The following is a 16,377-nucleotide window of genomic DNA, read 5'->3' on the forward strand; positions in this document are numbered from 1 at the left end:
GTCATGGGCACCTCTTCGTCGAGGAGCTGGGCGGGATCTTCCTGCCAACTGCCGCAATTTCTCGCGCCGTTGTCAGGTTCTTGCACTGATTCGTTCAAGAGTTACAGTGACGGTCGTCTCAAGTCAACGCCCAAAAGCCGTGAAGGCCTCCTTCACGGCCTTGAGAGCCGGTAAGGAGGCCTTCACGGCTTGGGAGTCCGAAGAACGTCAGCGCACGGCGCCGAGCCGGATCGCGTGCGTGCCCGGGGCGTTGACCGGCTCGCCGCAGTGGGCGCAGACGGTCGCCGGTTCGAGCACTTCGCCGCAGGCGTGGCGCCACAGCGTGGGCGGTTCGCCCTGGTGGACGTACTTGTCGCCCCAGGCCATCAGGCCGAGCAGGATCGGCTGCAGCGCGCGGCCGGCCTCGGTCGGGTAGTACTCGTGGCGCGGCGGGTGGGCCTCGTACTGGACCTTCTCGAGCACCCCCGCGTCGACGAGCTTGCGCAGCCGCGCGGCCAGGATGTCGCGGCTGGCGCCGGTGTTCTCGGCGATCTGGTTGAAGCGCCGCTCCCCCAGCATGATCTCGCGCAGCGCGAGCAGGCTCCAGCGTTCGCCGACGACCTCCAGGGCCTCGGCGACCGAACACTCCCGACCACGCCGGACCATGCCACCTCCCATGGGGATGAAAATCCAACCTAGCACGTCCATCGAGTGTGACCTGGCGACTGTGACATGCAGAACGCGCGAGTTGTGGAATCCAACTTACCCGGCGTATACCGAACACATCCCCGATCTGCGAGGAGGCAGACGCCATGACGGACGCGGTGATCGTCGACGCGGTACGGACCCCGATCGGCAAGGGCAAGCCGAACGGAACGCTCGCCGGGGTGCACCCGGTCGACCTGCACGCCCACGCGCTCCGCTCGCTCGTCGAGCGCACCGGCGTCGACCCGGCCCGGATCGACGACGTGATCAGCGGCGCGGTCGGCCAGATCGGCGAGCAAAGCATGAACACCGCCCGCTGGGCCGCGCTGGCGGCGGGCCTGCCGGAGTCGGTGCCGGCCGTGACCGTCGACCGGCAGTGCGGCAGCAGCCAGCAGGCCGTCCACTTCGCCGCACAGGGGGTCATCGCCGGCGCGTACGACGTCGTGATCGCTTCCGGTGTCGAGTCGATGAGCCGGGTGCCGATGGGCAGCCAGGTGGCCGGGCGCGACCCGTTCGGCACGCAGGTCGCCGCGCGCTACCCGGACGGCCTGGTGCCGCAGGGCATCAGCGCGGAGCTGATCGCCGCGAAGTGGGGCTTCGGCCGCGCGCAGCTGGACGAGTTCTCCGCCGAAAGCCACCAGCGGGCCGCGAAGGCGTGGACGGATGGGAAGTTCGCCGGCGAGGTCGCGCCGCTCAAGGCGCCCGGCACCGACGGCGTGCTCGTCGACGTCACGACCGACGAGACGGTCCGGCCGGGCACCACGCCGGAGATCCTCGCCGGGTTGAAGCCCGCGTTCCGGGCGGACGTCTGGGAGCAGCGGTTCCCGGACCTCGGCTGGCACGTCACGGCGGGCAACTCCTCGCCGATCAACGACGGCGCCGCCGCGCTGATGATCACCAGTTCGGAGACGGCGAAGGCACTCGGACTCCGTCCGCGTGCCCGGATCCACAGCTTCGCCGTCGCGGGCGACGACCCGCTGTACATGCTGACCGGCGTCATCCCGGCCACCCGCAAGGTCCTGGCCCGCGCGGGACTTTCGGTGGGTGACATCGACGCGTTCGAGGTCAACGAGGCGTTCGCGAGCGTCGTGCTCGCCTGGCAGGCCGAGATCGGCGCCGACCTCGCGAAGGTCAACGTCAACGGCGGCGCGATCGCGCTCGGCCACCCGCTCGGCGGCAGCGGCGCGCGCCTGGCGACCACGCTGCTGTCGGTGCTGGAGCAGACCGGCGGCCGCTACGGCCTGCAGACGATGTGCGAGGCGGGCGGCCTCGCCAACGCGACGATCATCGAGCGCCTGGACTGACGCGCCAGATACGCCCGCAGCGCCGCCACGGCTCTCCCGGGATCCGTGGCGGCGACGGGGAAGGCTTCATCGAAGCCCAGCGCCAGGAGTTCCGCGCGCGTGCCGGCCAGCCGGCCACCGAGCACCACGGGCAGCCCGGCCAGCGCGGGATCGGCACGGACGCGACGGAGTACATCCACACCCGTAGCGCCGTGCGCGGTGGACAGCACCAAGCAGTCCGGCCGCTCACGGCGGCAAGCACCGACCGCTTCGGCCGCCACACACACGGCGTGGCCTTCGCGTTCCAGCACCACTCGGAGCGCGACCAGGCTCCACGCGGCTTCGTCCACCCCGGACAGCACGATCTTCACTCCGGTCAGATCCGCGAACCCGCCCGGAAATACGTCAGTCGGGTTCGGGCGGTTCCTCGACGCCGTCGCGGTCGGCCCACTCCAGCAGCGGGTCCAGCGAGAACACGGCCTTGTCGATGCCGGCGTGGAGGTCGCCCAGTTCGGCGAAGCGGGCCGGGACGGTGGCGATGGTGAAGTCGCCGGGCTCGACGTCGTCGATCTCCTCCCAGCGGATCGGCGTCGACACCGTGCCTTCCGGGTTGCCGCGCACGGAGTACGCGCTCGCGATCGTGTGGTCGCGCGCGTTCTGGTTGTAGTCGACGAAGAGGGTGCGCGGGTCGCGGTCCTTGCGCCACCAGGTCGTGGTGACGTCGTCCGGGGCGCGCCGCTCGACTTCGCGGGCGAAGGCCAGGGCAGCACGCCGCACCTCTTTGAAGCCCCGGTTCGGTTCGATCCGGACGTAGACGTGCAGGCCGCGACCGCCGGAGGTCTTGGGCCAGCCGACCGCGCCGAGCTCGTCGAGGACCTCGTGCGCGACGTGGGCGACGCGGCGGACGCGGTCGAAGCCGCAGTCGGGCATCGGGTCGAGGTCGATGCGCCACTCGTCCGGCTTCTCGGTGTCGGCGCGGCGCGAGTTCCACGGGTGGAACTCCACAGTGGACATCTGCACCGCCCAGGCGACGTGCGCCAGCTCGGTGACACACAGCTCGTCGGCGTGCCGGTTGTAGCGCGGAAAGGTCACCCGGACGGTCTCGAGCCACGGCGGCGCGCCGTTCGGGACGCGCTTCTGGTGGACCTTCTCCCCCGCCACGCCGGACGGGAAGCGGTGCAGCATGCACGGCCGCTCGCGCAGCGCGTTGACGATCCCGTCGCCCACCGAAAGGTAGTAGTTGACCAGGTCGAGCTTCGTCTCGCCGCGGGCCGGGAAGTACACCCGGTCCGGGTTCGAGATCCGCACGGTGTGCGGGCCGACCTCCAGTTCCACCGCCGCCGACTTCTGCGCCATACGGTGACGCTACTTCAAAACCGGCGTTACGGTGGCTTGGTGAGCCTGCCGCCGGACGGTCACGTCCACACCGAATGGTCCTGGGACACCGTCACCGGGTCGATGATCGGGTCGTGCGAGCGGGCGCTGGAGCTGGGGCTGCCGTCGGTCGCGTTCACCGAGCACGCGGACCTGACGCCGTGGCTGATCCCGGAGCCCGTCCGGCCGCTGCTACCGGACCACTTCCGGGTACGGCTGCGGCCCGACGGCGTCCTCGAGCCGCCGGACCTCGACGTCGCCGGGTACCTGGCGTGCGTCGAGGAGTGCCGTGCCCGGTTCCCGACGTTGCGCATCCTTTCGGGCGTGGAGCTGAGCGAGCCGCACTGGCACCGCCCCCGCGCCGACGCGCTGCTCGCGGCCCACGACTTCGACCGCGTGCTCGGCTCGGTGCACTCCCTGCCCGGCGACGGGCACCAGCACGAGGTCACCGTGCTCACGGGCCGGCCCCCGGGCGACGTCCTGCGGGCGTACCTCGAAGAGGTGCTCGGGCTGGTCGAGTCGACGGCCGATTTCGCGGTCCTCGCGCACATCGACTACGCGCTGCGCTCGTGGCCGGGCGAGGGACCGCCGTTCGCCGCGGCGGACTTCGAGGAGGAGTTCCGGACGGTCCTGCGCGCACTGGCGTCGAGCGGGCGGGCCCTGGAAGTCAACACGAAGGTGCCGCTGCCGGGCGAGGTGGTGCGCTGGTGGTTCGAGGCGGGCGGCGACGCGGTGGCGTTCGGCAGCGACGCACACGAGCCGGGCCTGGTCGGCCACGGCTTCGCGAAGGCGGCGGCCCTGGTGGAATCGTCCGGCTTCCGCCCGGGCCACACGCCCCACGACTTCTGGCGCCGCTGACGCACCCAATCACCCGAAAGTGCCCGCTCCCGGTTACCGCCCGGACGCCACTTTCTCCAGGAAAGATGCGTCTGAGGGCCGCCCGGACGCATCTTTCCTAGAGAAAGTGGCGCTTTGCGGTGCAAAGCCTCACTCGGAAGTGGGTTCAGGTCAGGGCGTGGCGGCCGTGGGGGCGGGACTCCACGCTCTGGTCCAGCAGCCGGGCTGCCACTCGGCCGATTGCCGCGTCCAGTTCGGCGCGCTCGCCCGTGCCCCAGTCCTCGAGCCGCGAAGCCAGCCAGTCGTGCCAGGCCCGGACCACCTTGGCGAACTCCTCGCGGCCCGCGCCCGTCAGCTCCCAGTGGTCACGGGCGTAGCGCAGGTGCCCGGTCAGCTCCAGCCGGTTGAACGCCGGTTCGAGCACCGGCGCCGGCACGGCGAAGTACTCCCCGATCGCCCGGAGCGTCGCCGGCTCGCCGCGGCGTTCGCGCAGGTGGACCTGCAGCAGGCACCAGATGCCGCCCTCGTCGAGCTCGGTCCCCGCCCGCGAGACGATCGCCGGGGCCACCTTGCGGCGCTCGCGGAAGAACAACGTCGCGACCGCCCGTTCCAGCTCACGGTCGTCCGTGCGGGCCTCCGGCATCGCGAAGCCGTCGCCGAGGTCCGGGGCCGCCGCCCGCGCCGTGTCGCGCAGCGGGACCTCCTTCAGGAAGAACGCCAGCGCGAACGCCACCAGCCCGACCGGCGCCGCGGCGAGGAACACGACATGCAGGGAATCGCTGTAGGCCTTGATCACCGGTGCGGACACGGCGTCCGGCAGCGCGTGCAGGGCCGTGGGTACTTGAAGAGCCCGAGGGTCGACGCCGGGAGGCAGCGAAGCGGCCGCCTCGGCCAGGTTCGGGGTCAGCTGGTTGGCGTACACCGTCCCGAAGATCGCCGCGCCGAACGAGCTGCCGATCGACCGCAGGAACGTCACCCCGGACGTCGCGACGCCGAGATCGGCGTAGTCCACGGTGTTCTGCACGGCGATGGTCAGCACCTGCATGCCGAGCCCGATCCCGAGACCGAGCACCGCCATGTACGCCGACGCTTCCCAGAACCCGGTGTCGGTGTCCAGCCTCGAAAGCAGGTACAGCCCGAGCGTCATCCCGGCCGCGCCGACGAGCGGGAAGATCTTGTAGCGCCCGGTGCGGCTCACCGCGTTGCCCGCGGCGATGGACGCGACGAGCAGCGCCAGCACCATCGGCAGCAGCCGGACCCCGGACGTCGTCGCCGAGGTGCCCTGCACGTACTGCATGTACGTCGGCAGGTAGGACAACGCACCCAGCATCGCGAAGCCGACGACGAAGCTCATGATCCCGCCGACGGTGAACACCGGGTTCCGGAACAGCCGCATCGGCAGCATCGGTTCCTTCGCCCGCAGTTCCACGAAGACGAACGCGGCCAGCAGCAGCACCGACCCGATCGCCATCCCGGCGATCGTCGGCGAACCCCACGCGTACTGCGTGCCGCCCCAGCTCGTGACGAGCGTCAGGCCCGTCGCGGCGAGGCCGATGAGCAGGATCCCGGCGTAGTCGATCACCGGCTTGATCGCCGCGCGCGCGTTCGGCATCGCCGAGGACGCGACCACCAGCACGACGACGACCAGCGGGATGTTGACGTAGAACGCCCACCGCCACGACAGGTGGTCGACGAAGAACCCGCCCAGCATCGGGCCGGCGACAGTCACGACGCCGAACACCGAGCCGAGGACACCCTGGTACTTGCCGCGCTCGCGCAGCGGGACGACGTCGGCGATGAGCGCGGTCGAGGTGACCATCAGCCCGCCGCCGCCCAGGCCCTGCACCGCGCGCCAGACGATCAGCCAGACCATGCTGTCGGCGAAGCCGGCGCAGAACGAGCCGATCCCGAACACGATCACCGACAGCTGGAACATCAGCTTGCGGCCGAACAGGTCCCCGAGCTTGCCGACGACGACGGTCATGATCGTCTCGGCCAGCAGGTAGGACGTGACCACCCAGGACAGGTGCCCGGCGCCGCCGAGGTCGCCGACGATGGTGGGCAGCGCGGTGCCGACGATGGTCTGGTCCAGCGCGGCCAGCAGCATCCCGAGCAGCACCGCGCCGAACACGGCGTTGACCCGCGCCTTGCTCAACGGTGCGGGCCCCGGCTCCTGGGCGACCTCCGCGGTGGCCGTCATCCGCGCCCTCCTCGCTCGGCCTCCGAGGCTAGTGCGCGCAGTCCACTGTGGATAGCCACCCGTTCCGGTGGTCCGCGCCGGTCAAAGGGTCCAGCGGTCCCGCGGCGGCGACTCGAGGACGAGCTCGCCGTCGACGGCCGCGGCGATCTCCTCGGGCGTCCAGACGTCCTGGTGCAGGACCGGCCGGATGATCGCGGGCTGGCGCACGGCGTGCAGGTGCCCGTCCGCCAGCCGCAGCACCTGCCCGGTGACCCCGGCCGAAAGGTCGCTGAGGAGGTAGGTGACCAACGGCGCCACCCGCTCCGGCGGGTGCGCCTCGCGGTTCCCGTTCGGGTCGGCGGCCATCAGCCGGGTCCAGGCGATCGGGCTGACGGCGTTGACGCGCACCCCGTACCGGGCCAGGTCCGCGGCCCACGAGTACGTCATCGACGCCACCGCGCCCTTGGACGCCGAGTAGGCGGCGGCCCCGCGCTGCCCGATCATCGATCCGGAGGTCACGTTGACGAGGACACCGTTGCCCTGGGCGACCATCACCTTGGCGGCCGCGGTGCCGCAGTGGAGCGGGCCGAGGACGTTCGTCTCGACCAGGGCCCGGGTCCGTTCGGCGTCGTCGTCCTCCCACGGCCGCGCGTGGTACCCGATCGCGGCGTTGTTCACGAGGCCGTCGAGCTTGCCGAACCGGGTGCGGCACAGCGCGATCAGCGCACGAGCGTAGTCCGCGTCGGCCACCGAACCGATGCTCGGCACCGCGGTACCGCCGGCCGCTTCGATCGCGGCGACGGTCTCGCGCGCCGGTTCCGCGTCGACGTCGTTGACCACCACGGCGGCGCCCGACTCCGCCGCGTGCCGGGCGAACGCCCGCCCGAGTCCGCGTCCGGCCCCGGTGATGACGACGGCCCGGCCGCCCAGGAGTGCCATGCTCCCCAGTGTGGCCCGGGTGTGGTCCGGACCGCAGCGCTCAGGCCTCCCGGGCCAGCGTCACCTCGAACGGCCGGAACCCCTGCGCGCGATAGAACGCCTGCGCGCCCTCGTTGTCCGCGTACGCCTGCACGGTCAGCTCGTTCGCCCCGCGGTCCCGCGCCCACGCCACGAACGCCGACACGAGGGCCTGTCCCACACCTTCGCGACGTCGGTCGGCCGCGACCTGCATGCTTTCCAGCACCGCCCGCACCGCACCGGGACGCAGGGTGCTGATGGGCCGCAACCGTCCGATCAGGTGGCCCGCCACCTCGCCGTCCGAACGGGCCAGCAGGCAGAGGGCGTCCTCGTCGGCGACGAGGCCCTGGTAGTACGCCGCACCCTCGCGGGCCGGCCAGCCGAGATCCATGCGGGGGTCGTGGCTTCCCGCGTCTTCGGCGAACAATGCTTCGGCGGACTTCACGAGTTCCGGAACTTCTTCGGTGACACCGACGGAAACAGTCATACCCAGCACGGTAACCGCGTGATTAATCGAAGTAAATTACTGCTTTCACGGCTCCAAATGGGCCAGGTTTTCGAGCGCGAGCTGTTCCAAATGGCCCGCGGCCGCCGCACTTCCGCCCGCCGCGTGGAACGACGTCGCCACCGTCTCGGCCGCCCGCCGGTACGAGGGTTCGGTCAGCACGTCCTCGACGGCCGCGGCGATGCGGTCCGCCCCCGCGCGGCCGAAGCGCAGCCGGATACCCGCGCCCGCGGTCACCACCTGCGCCGCCACGATCGGCTGGTCGTCGCGGATCGGGGCCACCACCAGCGGCAGGCCGTGCCACAGCGCTTCGCACACCGTGTTGTGGCCCGCGTGGCACAGCACCGCGTCCACCCGCGGCAGCAGCGAAAGCTGCGGGACCCGCGGGCGCACCAGGACGTTCGGCGGCACCGCCCCGAGCACCTCGCCGGGGTCGACGACGACGGCCCGCGCGGCCATCCCGGCGAACGCCTCCGCCGCGGTCGCGAGGAAGCTCGCGCCCGCCTCGGTGTTGGCCGTGCCCAGCGACACGAGCACGGTCGGCCGGAGCGGGTCGAGCCACTTCCACGGGAAGTCCGTTGTGGACGGACGCGAACCCAGTGCCGGCCCGACGAGCCGCACCCGCGGCGGGAGCGTCGCCGCGCCCAGCAGTTCGCGGGTGGTGAACGCCAGGACGCCGTGCGGGGAGAACCGCGGATCCGCGGCGCCGCGGCCATCGGCGATCCGCGCACGCAGGCCGGCGACCAATGAACCGACCCACTCCGCGACCTTCGGCATGCCCGCGAGGGGGTCGACCAGCTCGGCCGACGTCGTCGCCGACGTGACCCACGGCACGCCGCGGGCCTCGGCCAGCAGCCCGCCCGCGAGGGCCTGCTGGTCGGCGACCACCACGTGCGGCGCGAACGCGTCGATCGCCGCGCTCACGCCGGGGGCCATCGCGTCGGCCAGCGGGACGAGGAAGTCCTCCCAGAGGAACCGCAGCGCGGCCGGTCCCTTGAGCCCGGCCGGGCGCGCGGGGGCCCCGGCCGGCAGTCCGCACGAGAAGACCAGTGCGTCCGGCCCGGCCAGCTGCCACAGCAGCTCCTCGTGCCCGGCCCAGGCGACCTCGTGCCCGCGCGCGGCGAGTTCGGCCGCGACGCCGGCGGCCGGGTTGATGTGCCCCACCAGCGGCGGGACGACGAACAGGAACCGGGCCACTACCGCGCCCGCACCGGAACGCGCGAGGTGTCGCGGACCCACTCGAAGATCAGCTCGATCGTTTCGGCGGTCCGCTCGACCAGCACCGAGTGGCCCTGGTCGGGCAGCACGACGCAGCGACAGGCGTCCAGGTGCGTCTCGAAGTGCGGCACCTGCGCGGCGAGACCCGAGTCGCCCCCGAAGATCGCGAAGACCGGGCAGCGCACGGCCGAGAGGTCGGCGGCGATCGTCGCGCTGCGCGGGATGTCCTCGGCGATCGTGGTGGTCTGGAGGATCTTGTTCGCCGCCTTCGACAGCCGCGCGGTGTGCGCGCCGTGGTTGTCCGCGATCCAGCCGATCACCTCGTCGATCGCCAGCCGGGTCTTCGCGTCGGCGAGCCCGTCGGCCATGTGCCGCGTCCACTCCTCCGTCGGCGGTTCGCCTTCGATCACGACGACACTGGCTACCCGGTCCGGCCGGGCGGCGGCCAGCCCGAACGCCACCGACGCGCCGAACGAGTTGCCGACGACGTGCACCGGCCGCGTGATCCCCGTCGCGTCGAGGACCGCGACGAGGTCGCCGACGAACTCCTCCAGGTGGTACCCGGACTCCGGCCGCGTCGTGCGGCCGTGCCCGCGCAGGTCGTACATCAGCACGTCGAGCCCGCGCTCGGCGAACGCCGGGCCGAGCGTGAAGTAGTAGCTGGCGAGGCTGTCGGTGAGCAGCCCGTGCACGCACACGACGATCGGCGCGTCCCCGTCGAGCGGGACCTCCGGGGTCAGGCGCTGGACGTGCACGTCCAGCTCGCCCGCACGGATCCGGCTCACGCCGTGGCCCGCAGCGACGCGACGATGTAGCGGACCAGCTCGCCGACGGTCAGCGCGATGATCTCCTCGAGGTCGCGTTCGGCGATGAACGTCGCGAAGTTGACGCGCTCGCCGTAGTGCTCGCGCAGCTGCCCGGACAGGGCCACCAGGTCGACGCTCTCCAGCTCGAGGTCGTCGTGGAACGTCGTCTCCATGGTGATTTCGTCAGTGTCCTCTACGTCGAGCCCGTACTCCTCAAGCAGCTCTTGCAGCATCCCGGCGAGCTGCGCGAGCACGGTGGCTTCGTTCGTGGCCGTGGTCTCGATGCTCATTCCGCGGTCTCCTTCGTCTCTTCGGTCCAGGCGACGACGTAGCGGCGCGGCGGCGCGCCGGGAACACTCTCGACGTCGGCGCAGTGCACGGCGTGGTCGGTACCGGCGGCGCGGACGGTGAGCGCGTCCGGCGCCGCGGCGACGACTTCGAAGTCGCGGGGCTCGCCGCGCAGGCCGGTGCCGAGCAGCTTCGCCACGGCTTCCTTGGCCGTCCAGAACCGGGCGAACCAGCGTTCCGGATCGCCGGCCAAGCCGGCGAACAGGGCCTGCTCACCGGCGCCCAGCGCGGCGTCCACTGTGGACTCCGCACGCGGGACGACCTCTTCGACGTCGATGCCGCACCGGCCGTGCCGGGCGATCGCCACGCCGACCTCGCCGCGGTGGGCCAGCGAAACCGTCAGCGGCGGCAGTTCGCGGCCGTACGCCCCCGTCGCGTGGGGACAGCCCGCGTCGTCGTTGCCGATGCGCAGCTCGGCCGGGAACATCTCGGGTTCGCCGCCGGCCCAGAGGAACTGGCGGACGGCGTCCTTCGCCGCGATCCGGCCGAGCAGCCACTGGCGCCGCCCGCGCGGTGGCCGCCGGTCGTAGGCGTCGCGTTCGGCACCCGCGAGGTAGTTGCGCATGATCAGCTCGCGGGTGGCCAGGTCCGGCCACTGCTCGTGCACCAGCGCCCAGCCGCCCGGCTGCTCGTGCGACAGCGTCGAACGCTCCGGCGTGCGGTCGGCCTGGCGGATGTGCGGGGTGCTGTCGAAGCGGCGGTCGCGCCAGCCGGTGAACTCGGCCCAGACCTGCCCGTCGTGGACGAGCTGCATGTCGGCGTCGAGGAACTCCTCGGTCAGCGCCGTGATCTTGACCAGGCACTCCAGGCGCTCGCCCGGTACCGGGTGCGGGCCGTGGAACCGGATCTCGCGCATGCCGACCGGGAAGACGGTGGTGCGTTCGGTCAGCCGGGACATGATCCAGTAGCCGAGCACCTGGCCGACGTTGTCGAGCAGCGCGCCGGGTGCGGCGGGCGTCGTGAGCACGGCCCGGACGTGCCGTTCGCCGACCGCGGTCAGCTCGCTGACGCCCTGGAAGAGAGGTCCGTGGAACATCCAGCGTTCGTCGTAGAGCTGGGCCGCGGTGGTCTCCGGCACCTGCTCCGCCGACGCCGGGAACCGCCACGGCGGCGGTGCCTCCGCCAGATACGCCGGGGCGAGTTCGACGGTGGCCTGGGAGTAGCCGTCGAGGGCCGCGAGCACCCGGTCCGGGCCCTGCGGCCGCACGCGCACGCCGACGGTGACCGCCGGCACCGCCGTGATCCACTGGGTCAGCCGGACGTCGTGCACGGCGACCGCGCGGCGGCCGGGCGCGGCCTGTTCGGCGAAGCCCATCAGGTGGTCGATCACCGTGGTGGCCGGCACGACCGGCCAGCGGTCACCGGGATCGGCCCGCGGCGGCTGCTTGAAGAAGCAGTGGTCGAGCAGGTACGGCATCTCCTCGACCGACACGGTCAAGGTCGTGTCCAGCTCCTGCGGCGGCGGCACTTTCCCGGGAAAGTGCCGACCTGGGGCCGCACTTTCACGGGAAAGTGCGGCCTCGGCGCGGCCGGAGAGCACCGTGGACGCGAGGTCGGCGGTGTCCTTGAGCAAAGCGGCGAACTCGGCGGCCAGCGGGCCCTTCCCGGCGAGGTCGTCCACAGTGGACAAGCGCGCAGCCGGCAGGGCGATCCGCGCGCGGACCTCGTCGTCCAGGGAGATCAGGTGGCCGCCGAGGTCGAGCTTGACGGCCCGGTGCGGGGCCGGGCGGTCGCCGGGCAGCCGCGTGAAGTCGATCTCGGCGCCGTCGGCCCAGAGCGCGGTCGCGACCCGGCGCAGCTGGGCCAGGCCGGGCCGGTGCGCGGAGTGCGCCGCCACCACCAGGTGGTCCTCGCCGTGCAGGGTGTCGCCGACCAGCGAGCCGAGCTGGCCCGCGCCGACCTGTACGAACGCGCGCACGCCGGCCGCGTGCATCGCGCGCACCAGCGGCCGGAAGCGGACCGGCTCCAGCAGGTGCCGCACGAACAGCTCGCGGACGTCCGCCTCGGCGGCGGGGTACTCCGACACCGTGGTCGCCGACCAGATCGGCAGCGCCGGCGGGTGCAGCGTGAAGCCGGCGGCCGCCTTCCGGATCGGGTCGAGGTACGGCCGCAGCATCGGCGTGTGGAACCCGGACCGGAACGGCAGCACCTGGGCCACGATCCCGGCGTCCCGGAAGCGCGTCACGAGCGTGGCGACCGCCGCCGCCGGGCCGCAGACCATGGCCTGGTTGGGCGAGTTGTCGTGGGAGAGCACGACGTCGTCGCGGCCGGCCAGCTCTTCGAGGACGCGCGGCGCGGGCGCGCCGATCGCGGCGAAGGCGAGGCCGGGGACGACGAGCGCGTCCGGGTCGAACCCGGCGAGGAACGCGTCGACCTCGGCTTCGGCGTGGATGCCGGCGACGGCCATCGCCGTCCACTCCCCCAGGCTGTGGCCGGCGACGGCGTCCGGGGTGACGCCCAGCCGGCCGAGCGCCGAGTTCAGCAGGCGGCCGAGTTCGAACACCGCGGCGCCTTGGCGGCCGACGTCACCGATTTCGACGTCATCGTGCTTCCAGGGCAGGCCGAAGTGGCGGGCGACGTCACCGCAGTTGAGCGTGAGTTCCGACTCCAGGCCGGGGAACACGAAGGCCAGCTTGCCGCCGCCCGGCCCGAGCAGCGGGCGGTCGGTGAACCAGACGTCGTTGCGGCCCCGCCAGGCCCGGCCGCGGGCGACCGCCTTGCGGGCCAGGGCCAGCCGCTTCTCCGTCGGGTCGACGATGCCGAGCCGGACGGGTCCGGTGCCGGTCCCGCGTGCTCCGGGGTGGTCGAGCAGGTCCCGCAGCTCGCCGACCGACCGCGCGGCCAGCCGCAGCACCCGCTCGGGCTCGCGGACGACCACCGGCACGGCGCGGCCCGGGGCCTGTTCCAGCACGACGTGGGCGTTGATCCCGCCGAACCCGAACGCGTTGACTCCGGCCCGGCGCACCTCGGCGTCCCACGGCCGGGCCGTGTCCACCGTGGCGAAGCGGGTCTTCTCGAGCAGCGGGTGCGGGTCGTCGCAGTGAAGGGTGGGCAGCAGGACGCCGTGGTGCACGGCCAGCGCCGCCTTGACCAGGCCGGCGATCCCGGCGGCGGGCATCGTGTGCCCGATCATCGACTTGACCGAGCCGAGCACCGCGGCGCCCGCGCTGCCGAAGACTTCCGCCAGGGTCGTGAGTTCGGCCGCGTCGCCGGCCGGGGTCGCGGTGCCGTGCGCTTCGAGGAGCCCGATCGAATCCGGGGCGGCCGGGTCCAGGCCCGCGGCCGCCCACGCCTGGCGCACCGCGCGAACCTGGCCGCCGGAGTCGGGGCTGGCCAGGCTCGCGGTCCGCCCGTCGGAGGCGACGCCGGTGCCGGTGATCACGGCGTAGACGCGGTCGCCGTCCCGTTCGGCGTCGGCCAGGCGCTTGAGCACGACGACACCGGTGCCTTCGCCGATGAGCACGCCGTCGGCGTCGCGGTGGAACGGCCGGATGCGCTCGGACGGCGACAGCGCGCCGAGCTGGGTGAACACGCTCCAGAACGTGATGTCGTGGCAGTGGTGGACGCCGCCGGCGAGGACGACGTCGCAGCGGCCGGTGGCGAGCTCCCGGACCGCGTGGTCGACGGCGATCAGCGAGGACGCGCACGCGGCGTCCACTGTGTACGCCGGGCCGCGCAGGTCGAGGCGGTTGGCCAGCCGCGAGGCGGCCAGGTTGGGCACGAGCCCGATCGCGGACTCCGGCGCCTCCGGCCCGAGCTGGTCGGTGAAGGCCTGCCGCACGGCGTCGAGCCGCTCTTCGCCGAGGTCCGGCAGCAGCTCGCCCAGGGTGCGGACGAGCTGGCTCGCGGTCCGGACGCGCTGGTCGAGCCGGACCAGCCCGGGCGTCAGATAACCGCCGCGGCCGAGCACCACGCCGACTTTGGCCCGGTCCGCGGGCAGGCGATCGGGACCGCCCGCGTCCGCGACGGCCTGCGCCGCGACCCGCAGCGCGATCAGCTGGTCCGGTTCGGTGGCGGGCACGGAGTTCGGCATGATCCCGAACCCGGTGACGTCCACTTCGGCCAGGTCGTCGACGAACCCGCCGCGCCGGCAGTAGACGCGGTCGGCGCGCCGCTCGTCCGGCGCGTAGTGGAGGCTGTCCCACTTCGCCGGCGGCACCTCGGTGATCGCGTCGACGCCGCCGGCGAGGTTGCGCCAGTACGTCGCGAGGTCCGGGGCGCCGGGCAGCAGCACCGACATCCCGACGATCGCCACGCGCATCCCGGTCACCACCCCGAGGCGGTGTGGACGACCGCGGAGACGTCCGGGCGGCCCCAGGCCAGCTCACGCAGCAGGCCGAGAGTGCCCTCTTCCGGATCGATCAGCTCGATGCCGCGGCGGGCGTAGTCGCGCATCAGCGCGGGGGTCACCATGCCGTCGTGGTCACCGGTCGGCGCCCACGGTCCCCAGTGGACGGTCACCGCGCGCCCCGCGGGCCACCGCCGGCCGAGGGTTTCGAGGGCGTCGTTGGCGGCGGCGTAGTCCGACTGGCCGCGGTTGCCGAGGGCGGCGGCGATGCTGCCGAAGAGCACCACGAACTTCGGCTCGTCGGGCAGGTCGGCGGTCGCGTCGAGGAGGGTCCTGGCCCCGTCCACCTTGGTGCCGTAGACGCGGGCGAACGACTCCGGCGTCTTGTCGGCGACGAGCTTGTCCTCGATCACGCCGGCCGCGTAGACGATGCCGTCGAGCCGGCCGTACTCGGCGTGGATCTCCTTGATCGCGCGGTGCACGGCTTCGGCGTCGAGCATGTCGACGGACTGGTAGCGCACCGGGCTGCCGAGGGCTTCGAGCTGCCGGAGGGTGCGCCGGACTTCGCGTTCGCTCTCGATGCGCCGGACGGTCTTCTCGATCTCGGCGGGGCTCTTCAGGCCGGCGTCGATGAGTGCCGTGCGCAGTTCTCCGGCGTCCTTGGCGTGCGGGTGGTCGTCCTCACCGGCGGGGACGGGCGTCCGGCCGAGGAGTTCGACGCGGCAGCCGGTCGCGCCGGCGAGGGTGGCGGCGAACCGGGCGGTGATGCCCTTGGCGCCGCCGACGAGCAGGACGACGGAGTCGCGGTCCAGTCCGATCGCGGCGGCTTCGGCGGCGCCGTCACCGGCCGGGCCGGCGCCGCTGCTGCCGAGGAGGCCGAGGTCGTGTGCCTGTGGTCGGAGTCCGCGCCTCGCTCGGCCGTCTCGGATCACGACCGGTTCGCGGTCCATTGTGGACAGTTCGGCGACGAACTCGGCTGCTTGCGCTCCTTCGACGACCCGGGCGAGGGTGTCCGGGTATTCGCGGGAGACGCTGCGGTAGAAGCCGCGGAGGCCTTCGGCGGGTCCGGCGGTGAGCAGCCACCGGGGGTGTTCGGCGAGGGCGGCCTGGTACATCGGGAACGCGGCGGGCAGGACGGAGTCGCCTTCGGGGAGGTGAAGGTAGCCGTCGAAGCCGGGCCGGACGTCGTCGCCGACTACGGCTTCGGCGCCGTGGACGGTCAGTTCCGCGCGGAGAGCTTCAGCTCGCGGCCCGGCGCCGAGCACGAGGAACCGGCGGCCGGCGATGTCGGGCGTGGCGGCGGGCGGAAGATCGAACTCGGTCATGAGATACCGCTTCGGCGCGACGATCACCGGCCGCGGCTCGGAGCGATCCACCGTGGGCCCGCCGACCGCAGGTCGCGATCCGGAGCCGCCTGCGGCAGCCCTGCCGGTTCCCGGCTTCGAGCCGGAGCTGCCCACAGTGGCCTCGCCGACCATCGGCCGCAGCTCGGTGCCACTAGCAACAGCCCGGCCGGCCGCTGACTCCGGCCCGGAGCCGTTCGCGGAGAGACCGGCCGTCGGCTCTGCCCCCGGAAGGTTCGCCATCAGGCTTGCGCCGACCGCGGGGGAACCGGCGTCGAGCAGCTCGGCGATCCCGGCCGCCGTGCGGGCCTTGGCGAGTTCCTCGATCTCGCCGGTGCCCAGGCGAACCGTCAGCTCGCCGGCGATCTCGGCCCGCTTGATCGAGTCGATGCTCAGGTCGGCTTCGAGATCGAGGTCCGGCTCGATCATCTCCACCGGATACCCGGTCCGCGTCCCGATGACCTCGACCACGGTCTCCAGCACCGAGCGCCCCAATGTGGCCTTCGGTGCGTCCAACGCACCCAAGGCGGCCTTCGGTGCGTCAGACGCAACCAA

Annotated in this window: 13 protein-coding genes; 2 read left to right on the forward strand and 11 right to left on the reverse strand. The window is 72.7% G+C overall.

Going from position 1 to position 16,377, the window contains the following annotated elements; translation table 11 throughout:
• Window positions 1-207 precede the first annotated feature (207 nt).
• Complete coding sequence (locus AB0M83_RS42005) at window positions 208-645, reverse strand: helix-turn-helix domain-containing protein (protein WP_364526373.1); 438 nt, start codon at window positions 643-645, stop codon at window positions 208-210.
• A 146-nt stretch (window positions 646-791) separates the two neighbouring features.
• Between AB0M83_RS42005 and AB0M83_RS42010 the strand changes: the two genes are divergently transcribed.
• Window positions 792-1,988: a thiolase family protein gene (locus AB0M83_RS42010; protein ID WP_364526375.1), complete on the forward strand. Its 1,197-nt coding sequence runs from the start codon at window positions 792-794 to the stop codon at window positions 1,986-1,988.
• On the opposite strand, the gene AB0M83_RS42015 is transcribed toward AB0M83_RS42010, so the two are convergent.
• Both AB0M83_RS42015 and ligD read right to left on the reverse strand, forming a co-directional pair.
• Window positions 1,919-2,338, reverse strand: coding sequence for a hypothetical protein (locus AB0M83_RS42015; RefSeq protein WP_364526377.1), 420 nt, complete (start codon window positions 2,336-2,338; stop codon window positions 1,919-1,921). The genes AB0M83_RS42010 and AB0M83_RS42015 overlap by 70 nt on opposite strands.
• Before the next feature lie 34 nt (window positions 2,339-2,372).
• Window positions 2,373-3,323, reverse strand: a complete 951-nt coding sequence (ligD, locus tag AB0M83_RS42020) for a non-homologous end-joining DNA ligase (RefSeq protein WP_364526379.1) — start codon at window positions 3,321-3,323, stop codon at window positions 2,373-2,375.
• A 39-nt stretch (window positions 3,324-3,362) separates the two neighbouring features.
• On the opposite strand from ligD, the gene AB0M83_RS42025 reads away from it, so the two are divergent.
• Window positions 3,363-4,199 carry a PHP domain-containing protein gene (locus tag AB0M83_RS42025; protein WP_364526381.1) on the forward strand — a complete coding sequence of 279 codons (837 nt, stop codon included), beginning with the start codon at window positions 3,363-3,365 and terminating at the stop codon, window positions 4,197-4,199.
• A gap of 145 nt (window positions 4,200-4,344) precedes the next feature.
• Here the strand turns inward: AB0M83_RS42025 and AB0M83_RS42030 are convergent, their stop codons facing one another.
• The 8 genes from AB0M83_RS42030 to AB0M83_RS42065 form a co-directional block, all read right to left on the reverse strand.
• A complete protein-coding gene (locus AB0M83_RS42030) occupies window positions 4,345-6,378 on the reverse strand; it encodes an MFS transporter (RefSeq protein WP_364526383.1) in 2,034 nt (677 codons plus the stop codon).
• Between the two features lie 81 nt (window positions 6,379-6,459).
• Entirely contained in the window at window positions 6,460-7,296 is an 837-nt protein-coding gene (locus AB0M83_RS42035) for an SDR family NAD(P)-dependent oxidoreductase (RefSeq protein WP_364526385.1), read from the reverse strand.
• Window positions 7,297-7,336: 40 nt separating this feature from the next.
• Window positions 7,337-7,801 carry a GNAT family N-acetyltransferase gene (locus tag AB0M83_RS42040; RefSeq protein WP_364526387.1) on the reverse strand — a complete coding sequence of 155 codons (465 nt, stop codon included), beginning with the start codon at window positions 7,799-7,801 and terminating at the stop codon, window positions 7,337-7,339.
• A gap of 45 nt (window positions 7,802-7,846) precedes the next feature.
• Window positions 7,847-9,016, reverse strand: coding sequence for a nucleotide disphospho-sugar-binding domain-containing protein (locus AB0M83_RS42045; RefSeq protein ID WP_364526388.1), 1,170 nt, complete (start codon window positions 9,014-9,016; stop codon window positions 7,847-7,849).
• Window positions 9,016-9,822 (reverse strand): alpha/beta hydrolase, encoded by an 807-nt coding sequence (locus AB0M83_RS42050; RefSeq protein ID WP_364526390.1) that lies wholly within the window; start codon window positions 9,820-9,822, stop codon window positions 9,016-9,018. The genes AB0M83_RS42045 and AB0M83_RS42050 overlap by 1 nt, the downstream gene beginning before the upstream one ends.
• Window positions 9,819-10,133, reverse strand: a complete 315-nt coding sequence (locus tag AB0M83_RS42055; protein ID WP_364526392.1) for a phosphopantetheine-binding protein — start codon at window positions 10,131-10,133, stop codon at window positions 9,819-9,821. The genes AB0M83_RS42050 and AB0M83_RS42055 overlap by 4 nt, the downstream gene beginning before the upstream one ends.
• Window positions 10,130-14,452 (reverse strand): beta-ketoacyl synthase N-terminal-like domain-containing protein, encoded by a 4,323-nt coding sequence (locus tag AB0M83_RS42060; protein ID WP_364526394.1) that lies wholly within the window; start codon window positions 14,450-14,452, stop codon window positions 10,130-10,132. The genes AB0M83_RS42055 and AB0M83_RS42060 overlap by 4 nt, the downstream gene beginning before the upstream one ends.
• A 5-nt stretch (window positions 14,453-14,457) precedes the next feature.
• The coding region (locus AB0M83_RS42065; RefSeq protein WP_364526396.1) for an SDR family NAD(P)-dependent oxidoreductase at window positions 14,458-16,377 on the reverse strand (1,920 nt) is incomplete at its 5' end.

Source organism: Amycolatopsis sp. NPDC051106 (assembly GCF_040682775.1).
Taxonomy (GTDB): domain Bacteria; phylum Actinomycetota; class Actinomycetes; order Mycobacteriales; family Pseudonocardiaceae; genus Amycolatopsis.